The organism is Xanthovirga aplysinae (genome assembly GCF_009711365.1).
GTDB classification, from domain to species: Bacteria; Bacteroidota; Bacteroidia; order Cytophagales; family Cyclobacteriaceae; genus Xanthovirga; species Xanthovirga aplysinae.
Genome location: NZ_SMMB01001110.1, coordinates 1 through 8,363, shown reverse-complemented (window position 1 = coordinate 8,363; position 8,363 = coordinate 1). Strand labels below are relative to the sequence as shown.

Here is an 8,363-nt window from a genome sequence, read left to right as displayed (position 1 = left end):
TATTTATATAAATGTTAAAAAAATAAGAATTAAAGAATGCCAACAAAAGATTATTTAAAAAAAAATAAGAAACAAAATAACTTAATAAAAAACATTGAAATAATACAAAAATAAGGCATTTAACAGTAAAACGCTCCAAACCAATTGATAATTAATTAGATACTTCAGTACTTTTTAGAAATGACTAAGAAACAGACAGCTGCCGAGAGTGGAGAAAATACACTTCAAAAAAACAAACATAAGGCACCAAAAAGGGTGCACTCAAATTTCAGTGGATATGTTTACAACACTTTTATTCTTACGATAATCGCCACCTCTGTAGTTTTTGGCTTAAAAAGGAGAAATTATGTAGACTGTGAAAAAGCCAATAATTATGTAAGAGCAAGTAGCTATACTGTAGGAAGCCTAATTCAATTTCAGGATAATACCAGTGGAGCAAAGAATTGGGAATGGGATTTTGGGGATGGGTCTCCCACGATAAACAGAGCCCAGGCCCTCCATAAATTTGAGAAAGCAGGACAATATACCGTTACCCTAACTATTAACGGAAACTGTATTAGCGAACATTTTCTTAATATCACCGGTGATGGCCCTCCTATTGATAGTACCTATATGCCTGTTTTTGATTTGCCAAAAAGTGTGCAAATCGGTCAATCCGTAAAGTTTAAAGACAAGACTACCCATGCACGTAGTTGGCAATGGCGTTTCGGGGACGGTTCTGAAATTAATGCCACAGTAAGAGAACCTTCCCATGTATATACATCCCCAGGAATAAAAACTGTTTCCCTCATGGTAAACCATGACCCTAATTACATTACCACCAAAAAAATAGTAGTAATTCCTAAAAAAGAAATCAGAAAAAAAATGGAAGTACCTATTAAGTTAAAACCTGTTGATCATTATCTCACAGTTACCCACCGTGGTCCTATGGATGAAATAAGGGATGAAATTCCTTTAGCTCCCCCAAGGGAAGAACCTGAAGGTCCCAAATTGGCTCCTGCAATCACAGATGAGGAGTTTGAGCAAATGCTCTTCCAGATTGCCAACCGTCGAAAAACCAAAGAAGATTTGTTTGACCAACTCTGTGGAAACTTTGATATTCCTGTAGTGAAAAATGACAAGGAACTGATCACCTTTTCAGAATTGTGTAAAGATATTAAAGGGAGAAAAATTAAGATAAATGCCCTTAACATTCACCGCAATGATCTGAGGTGCATAACAGGAGTTACCATTTTTTACAGAAAGAAACTGTTTTAGCATTTACGCTAATTCCAAACCAACACCTTAAAGTGAGGATAAAGGCGGGAGACAGGCTTTCAACCTTAAGTGAATCCGTAAAGATCTTTTCCTGGCTTTTAACACTAGACTATCAACAAAAATAAAAACAGAATGGCAACTTCAGATAACGAAAACACTACTCTACTCGAAGAACATGTAAGCATCACCGTAGATGGTCATGATTCTCCCATTGTATTTGCCAACCTAGCTATCGGTCAGGAGCTATGCACACACCAACATTTCTCTTTTCTGTGGCAGTACAGTGAAGAAATGCTTCTTTCCCCTGACGATCAGGCTAATTTTGTAAAGGAGCAACTGGGCTCTAAAGTAACGATTACCCTATACTCTGCTGAAAGAGAGGTGTACTTTATTGGGCTAATCACCGCCATTCAAATTCATAGTAAGGACCAGGCTACCACCTCTTTCCTAATAAGTGGTTCCAGCCCTACCCTCCTTATTGATGACGTCCAGCAAAATCAAACCTTTCTGGACATGCCCTTGCAGGATGTTATAAACCAGGCTTTAGCTGACGCACCCTCTAACCTTTATGATCCTGAAAGCTTTGAGGAAGCCAAAAACGAACAAATCCTTTATGGAGTACAGTACAATGAAACCGACTTTCAATTCCTCTCCCGCATGGCGGCGCGTTACGGGCATTGGATGTATTATAATGGGGTAAACCTCCGCTTTGGTAAAATTGAAACCCCAGGAGTGACCTTAACCAACGGGCACAATTTACAAAACATGAGGACTTCCGTTCAACTGAACAGCCCAAAACTAGCCGTAAGTGCTTATAACTTCAAGGAAGCGGAGAAATTGAACCTAGCAACCAACGAAGGCCAACAACCTTCCGACAACCTCTACAGCCAGACAGCAGCACAGAAAAGTAATGAGATATTTTCCAGAAGCAACCGTACGCATGCTTATCTGCCTACAGCACAAGACCAGGCCGAATTAGACTATGCCAATCAATTGTTATTGGACTTAAATGAGTCTACCTTAATGACGGTGTCAGGTCAAAGCAGGGAGCCTTTGCAGCTCGGATGGGTCATTACCATTGACAATGCAGGAGTTTCTAGTGATTACATCATCACCAGTGTGCAACACAATTCCGTCAATCAGGAAAATTACAACTGCCAATTCACGGCCATTCCAGCCAGTGCAAAAGTACCGCCTTACACCAATCCATTCATAACGGCCCAGGCAAGTTCACAACCTGCCGAGGTCATTGACAATGAAGATCCGGATGGATTAGGCCGAGTAAAAGTGATGTTTGTATGGGAAATGGAAAGCGACTGGATGCGTATCCTCAGTCCACATGCCGGTACGGAAAAAGGTTTCCACTTTATCCCTGAAATAGGAGAAGAAGTACTGGTAGCTTTTGAAGGAGGAAACGTGGACAAACCTTATGTGGCAGGAGCCCTCTTTAATGGACAGGCCGTCACAGGGCACGACCCGGCAGCCAACGACATAAAGGCGATAAGAACCCGCAGTGGACATACCATTGAATTAGTGGACACGGACGGGGAAGAGGAAATCCGCATTTATGACAAAGAAGGGAATAACTCAATGATTCTGGCTTCCCACGCCCAGGAATTGCGCTTGCTTTCTACTGGTAAAATTGTCCTGCAAGCCGAAGAGATAGAAATAAGTGCCAATGCTGCCCTGAACATTACGGCAGGAGAAACCATCAACGCCACGGCAGATCAGGATCTCAATTTAGCAAGTTCGGGAGGAGCAGCCATATTGGAAGCCAGCACGGATGCAACCCTAAAAGGACAAAATGCAAGCGTTGCCGCCGATATGGAACTCGCACTGGAAGGAGGAATGCAAGCCAGTCTTTCAGGCGCCATGACCGCTGTACAAGGAACTGCCGGTAAAATTGAATTGATGTAAAATTTAAAAAATTATAAAAAATGGCTGGAAAACCCATAGCTACTATAGGCAGTATGCATACCTGCCCCATGGTTACTCCTGGTACCCCACCCGTTCCCCATGTAGGAGGGCCGGTAAGTGGACCAGGTGACCCTACTGTTTTGATCAATGGCAAACCCGTGGCGGTCATGGGTGACATGTGTACCTGTGTGGGACCTCCCGACACCATTACCCAAGGAGAGCCCGCCATATTGATTAATGGTAAACCCGTAGCCACCATGGGCAGCATGACTGCCCATGGTGGTAGCGTCGCTATTGGTGAACCTACGGTATTGGCCGGCTCTGCTAGTGGAGGTGGTGGACAGGCCGCTAGTGCAGAATCAGCAGAAGCCTCCGATCCCTTCGAAATCCCTGCAGCCGCCGAGGCAGATCTTGCAGAGGCCCCTACGCCTGCTGAAGCTTCTTCCGGAGAAGGAGAAGGGGCTGAGGCCTATAAAATCTTAGAAAAGGAGGAAAGAGGATACCTCAACGACTTTAATTTCAGCACCTAAGCCCTATACTCATGAAATTTCACGATCCCATTGTAATAAAAGCAACAGAGGACTATAAAATCAAAAGAAGGCAAACCCTGTATGGGCAAAACAACCAAATGGGATTTTTTCCTATTGGGCGATTAAACTGCTGGCATGGAGGAGTCCACCTGGAGGGCAAACACGCTATTTGCGCTATTGCAGACGGGAGAGTAATTGCCTACAGAATACCTGAAGACTATATTGCTGAAGACGATCAAGATGAAAACGTTAAGTATTCTAATGGTTTTGTGCTCTTACTACACGATTTTAAGACTCCATCAGGTAAAAAACTCACTTTTTATAGCCTTTATCATCACTTAAGCCCTAAAAGTGAATTGGACCAATCGGATAAGGTCCCTAATTTTTTTGCCAAAACCATGGCCACTGTTAAAAGTGATGCCAAGGAAGAATGGATAGGATTGGCTGCCCGTTCGGCCGACATTCTAGATGATAAAAAAGGTAAAAAATATTATTTAATTCCATTAGGGCACACTTTTACCCTTGACCCTCTTAATGATTCTGAAGTAGAAACAACGGCGAATAGCGAGCAAGAAGCAAGCACTTCTACTCCTTCTTCACAACATTGGTCAAAACAGAAAGGAAATGAAAGATATCAAAGGATAAAATTCAAAAGTATCAATGGAATAGATGTTAGCAATGTATATACTTATATAAATCACCCCAACTATACCAAGGAATTAGGAGACGGAAAATATCGAGTAACTTTACACACAGGGAATGCTGTATCCAAAATGAGCGACGTAAAGGTAGAGGAAGGAAAAGGGGCTAAGGGAGCGCACATCTTTGATAAACCCAATAAAAAAGGAGAGGGAAAACTGCTAAGAATAGCCCTGCCCGGAGAGCAATTTCAGGTAGAGAAACATAACGATGAATGGTTTAAACTCATCGAATTAGGCGATAAAGAGCAATATGGGAAGGAGCAATACGTGCACAAAGACTTTGTCGATACAAAAGATAGTCTGGACGATACAATAGAATTGGGTTCGGTAGTAAACGTTGATATTCCCATTAAGGCAGGAGAGATTATTGGTTTCTCAGGAAATTATGGTATTAAAAATAATGACCTTTATCGGGCCGTACACCTAGAGGTGTTTAGCGAAGGGAAGGAATTGGATAAATTTCTAGGTAATACAGAAGATAATGATCGGAACTATTATAAAACCAAAGCAGGCAGTGCCCTTTTTCCTCACCAACCCCTAAGGCTAATAAAAGGTAGGATTGTCAGAGCCTTTCAGCGAAAAGATGATTTTGTACAAATCGGCTTTGAGAAGTTGTCTAGTATCGTTAAATGGGATCTTTTACATTGGAAAGAAGAAAAAAATGGAGTCCACCAATATGAAATTCTTGAAGAAGATTTTGAGGAGTTGAATAAGGCCTTTGATAATGGTTTGGAGAAATCGGATATCTTATTCCTGGAAAGCCGTATGGAAGAAGTAAGCCCGGGTGAGTACAAAAGCATAACAGAGGAGGAAGAAGACAATAAAGATGATACTCATGTAAAATACCGCAAAGTAAGTTTCGTACATCCCAGGTCGGAAGAGAAATTTTGGGTAGACAAAAAGTACCTGACAACTATGCAGGACCATAATCCCTTCGTTTTTCCTAACTCCCTTGGAACTTTAGGGGAGGTGACCCAAGAGGTAGGCCCCGAGGAAATTTACACCAAAATACCCCAAAGGATGCTGGAACCCAAGGAGGGATACAAACCGCCTTTTGAGGAGCTGAAAAACTCCATGAAAATAATTCGTAGGCTGGGTTCCAAAACTATAAAGGATAAGGAATGGTGGAAAGTGAAAGGGAATTATGAAGATCCACAGGGTAAAACCGATATTAAAACCGGATGGGTCAAAAAAGAAGGGCTGGAAGAGGCCAACCCCTACGACTGGTACGCCCACGACTGGAAAATATATGAGGATGCCGGCGATCAGTTTATCTATCATTTTGAGGAGGAAGATGATGCTTCTGACTTCATAAAGGACATCTGGGCTGAAGTTGACCTACCGGATGTGGTCACTCAAGAAGACGGAACCGAAAAGGAATACCCTTCTGACAAGGTTTTAAGTCGATTTGAGCTTCGCATCGCCATGAATCAAAAGAGAAAGGTGCAAAAACTTTCTCGCATGATCTGTAAACACCCAAGCGAATGGGATCTTAAGGCCAACAACTTTCCTACCTTAAAAAAAGAAATTGAGGCATTGTACCAGCAGGGCATAGAAATAGAGGAAAATTCTGACCGAAAGAAGAAAATGGAGGAAATCCGGGATAAAAAACTGGCCCTTACCGAAGAAAAGGTGAATAACCTTTGTTTCTGGCAGGACATCCAGGAAGGGGAACTGCCCGGGCAGGAGGAAAAAGGTCCAGATGCACCAAAACGTAAGTTTCCTACAGGCAATAGTACTGTTTACCATTTTCATCCTATAGCTTTTGTGGACCATATGAGGTTGATTGTTAACAAAGTCAATATCGATTTAAGAGGAAATAATTCAAAATGGCAAACACAATATGATCCTAGGTTTGGAACAAAGAAAAAGCAAGATGTTTCTTGTTGGAAAGCTTGTAAGGTAATACTTTCCAATTACGGAGTGGTTGGGGGTGATTTAAAAAACAATAAAGCTCTATTTCAAATTGCAACCGAAAAGGATAATAAACTTGTTGTAAACCCTAATATTGCCCAAAATGCTATAAAGTATATAAATGAACAATTAGAATTAAATAAGCCTATCCTAGTCGGAGTTGACCATACTTACAAATATAAAGGGGGTTTTAATAATGATTTTACTACTGACCATTTTATTGTTATTGTAGGACGAGGATATGATAAAGATAAAGGAGATTATTATTTATTCTATGAAGTTGGCACAAAACATAAAACAAATGGGACAAGTGATAATAATAAATTGTTTGTTCAAGAAGACTTTAGCTTAAAAGGTGCTACTGTTTACAAAAAGTCCCATATTTATACAGTAACGCAAATAAGAGAAAATTTTTAATCTATGAAATTCAAAATAATATTCCCTATAGTAATTTTATCGTTTTTAAGCTGTAAGAAAAACTTAAAAAATGAAGGGGAAAGTGCGGTAAATAGCACTGATACAATATCTGAAAACATAAAAAAAACTTTAGACAAAAAAAGTTTTATAGGTACTAAATGGATCGAAGTAAAGAAGATTAATAACACCTTTCAAAAACCAAACATTGAGGAGGAATGGCTGAGTTTTGTAGAAATTGGAAAAAACAAAGCGACTATTTTTCTAATGGAACCAGTAGAATATGATTTAGACAGTATACAAACGACAAAAGATGAGGTTATATTACATATTAAAAATGGAAATTGGAAATATAAGTTTTACTGGATAGATGAAAGCAAGTATATTGGACGATGGGATTACATTTACAATACTTCAATAATAGATTCCTCTTTTTCTATGTATGCCATCAATAAAAAATATGAACACCTTTTAAATTAAGCTAATACCCTGCTAAGTCGCAAGTTTGGAAATTGTGCTTTAATTTAAAAAATTTCCCTTCATAAAATAGGTTGACAAAAAAGTGGACCTATTATTAAAAAACAAAGACCTCTCGTCCTCATTAATAATGAGGACGCATTTCACCTAGCTTTTTCTTCACTACAGTTTACTCGCATATATAACCAACATCCCAGCGAATGTGACCTTAAGGACAACAACTTTCCTGCCTTAAAACAGGAAATTGAGGCCTTGTATCAGCAAGGCATAATAATAGAGGGAGACCCCGACCGAAAGAAGGAAATGGAGGAAATCAGAGATAAAAAACTCGCCCTTACAGAAAAAAAGGCAGAAAACCTATGTTTCTGGCAGGACATCCAGGAAGGTGAACTACCGGGGCAGGAGGAAACAAATGCTGAAGCACCAAAACGTAAGTTTCCTACAGGAAATAGCACCGTGTACCATTTTCATCCTATAGCTTTTGTAGAGCAGATGAGGCTGATCGTGGGGGGGAATGATCCGAATATAATATACATGACCAGGAAATGGGAGAAATGGACTGGGAAAAATAAAACTAGTATGACATTTAGCACTTTTAAATTTAGCGAAATAGAAGGCTTTTTGTGTGAACCATATGGAGAGGAAACAGTAAAAGGTGGTCTGGATAAAAGAATTCCCGTTGGAAAATATAATTTAAAATGGGCTTTTTTCGAGATAAAACAAACTAAAAAATAATATTAACCAGTATCCTTTTTTATCCACTTTTTAAGATAAATCAATCAATGAAAATTTTTAAAAAAACGATCCAATTATTTTTAATACTAATGCCTGGACTCTACGCTCAGGCCCAAAAAGCCCATAAAATATGGGAAGGCAATCTTGTACCAAGAGACTTCGAAGTCTTTTACAAAGAAAATTACACAATAGTTAGTGGAGATATATCTATAATAAACTCAGATTTAAAGGATTTAGCTTCTTTGAGCAACCTAATGGGAATAGAAGGCTCTCTACGAATAGAAAAAAATAAAAACATCAAGTCCTTAGATGGCTTGGAGAATATAGTGGGAGTTGATAGTGATATAGAAATAACCGAAAATAAATCACTTACAGATATTTCAGCCTTAAACAATTTAGAAAGTTGCAGAAATTTGGT

The 8,363-nt window shown here is 39.6% G+C and carries 7 protein-coding genes; all 7 read left to right on the top strand.

Annotated features, from left to right (window positions below; all coding sequences use genetic code 11):
- Nucleotides 1-180 precede the first annotated feature (180 nt).
- Nucleotides 181-1,257, top strand: coding sequence for a PKD domain-containing protein (locus E1171_RS13185; protein WP_155206475.1), 1,077 nt, complete (start codon nt 181-183; stop codon nt 1,255-1,257).
- A gap of 132 nt (nt 1,258-1,389) precedes the next feature.
- Nucleotides 1,390-3,174, top strand: coding sequence for a type VI secretion system Vgr family protein (locus E1171_RS13180; RefSeq protein ID WP_155206474.1), 1,785 nt, complete (start codon nt 1,390-1,392; stop codon nt 3,172-3,174).
- Nucleotides 3,175-3,194: 20 nt separating this feature from the next.
- Complete coding sequence (locus E1171_RS24750) at nt 3,195-3,704, top strand: PAAR domain-containing protein (protein ID WP_155206473.1); 510 nt, start codon at nt 3,195-3,197, stop codon at nt 3,702-3,704.
- An 11-nt stretch (nt 3,705-3,715) separates the two neighbouring features.
- A complete protein-coding gene (locus tag E1171_RS13170; protein ID WP_155206472.1) occupies nt 3,716-6,736 on the top strand; it encodes a hypothetical protein in 3,021 nt (1,006 codons plus the stop codon).
- Nucleotides 6,737-6,739: 3 nt separating this feature from the next.
- Nucleotides 6,740-7,213 carry a hypothetical protein gene (locus E1171_RS13165; protein ID WP_155206471.1) on the top strand — a complete coding sequence of 158 codons (474 nt, stop codon included), beginning with the start codon at nt 6,740-6,742 and terminating at the stop codon, nt 7,211-7,213.
- 249 nt (nt 7,214-7,462) lie between these two features.
- Complete coding sequence (locus E1171_RS13160) at nt 7,463-7,945, top strand: hypothetical protein (RefSeq protein WP_155206470.1); 483 nt, start codon at nt 7,463-7,465, stop codon at nt 7,943-7,945.
- Nucleotides 7,946-7,992: 47 nt separating this feature from the next.
- The coding region (locus E1171_RS13155) for a hypothetical protein (RefSeq protein WP_425509619.1) at nt 7,993-8,363 on the top strand (371 nt) is incomplete at its 3' end.

Coding starts and splice junctions, on each gene's coding strand:
- E1171_RS13170 (WP_155206472.1), top strand. CDS start 3,716: ATGAAATTTCACGATCCCATTGTAATAAAAGCAACAGAGGACTATAAA.
- E1171_RS13185 (WP_155206475.1), top strand. CDS start 181: ATGACTAAGAAACAGACAGCTGCCGAGAGTGGAGAAAATACACTTCAA.
- E1171_RS24750 (WP_155206473.1), top strand. CDS start 3,195: ATGGCTGGAAAACCCATAGCTACTATAGGCAGTATGCATACCTGCCCC.
- E1171_RS13165 (WP_155206471.1), top strand. CDS start 6,740: ATGAAATTCAAAATAATATTCCCTATAGTAATTTTATCGTTTTTAAGC.
- E1171_RS13180 (WP_155206474.1), top strand. CDS start 1,390: ATGGCAACTTCAGATAACGAAAACACTACTCTACTCGAAGAACATGTA.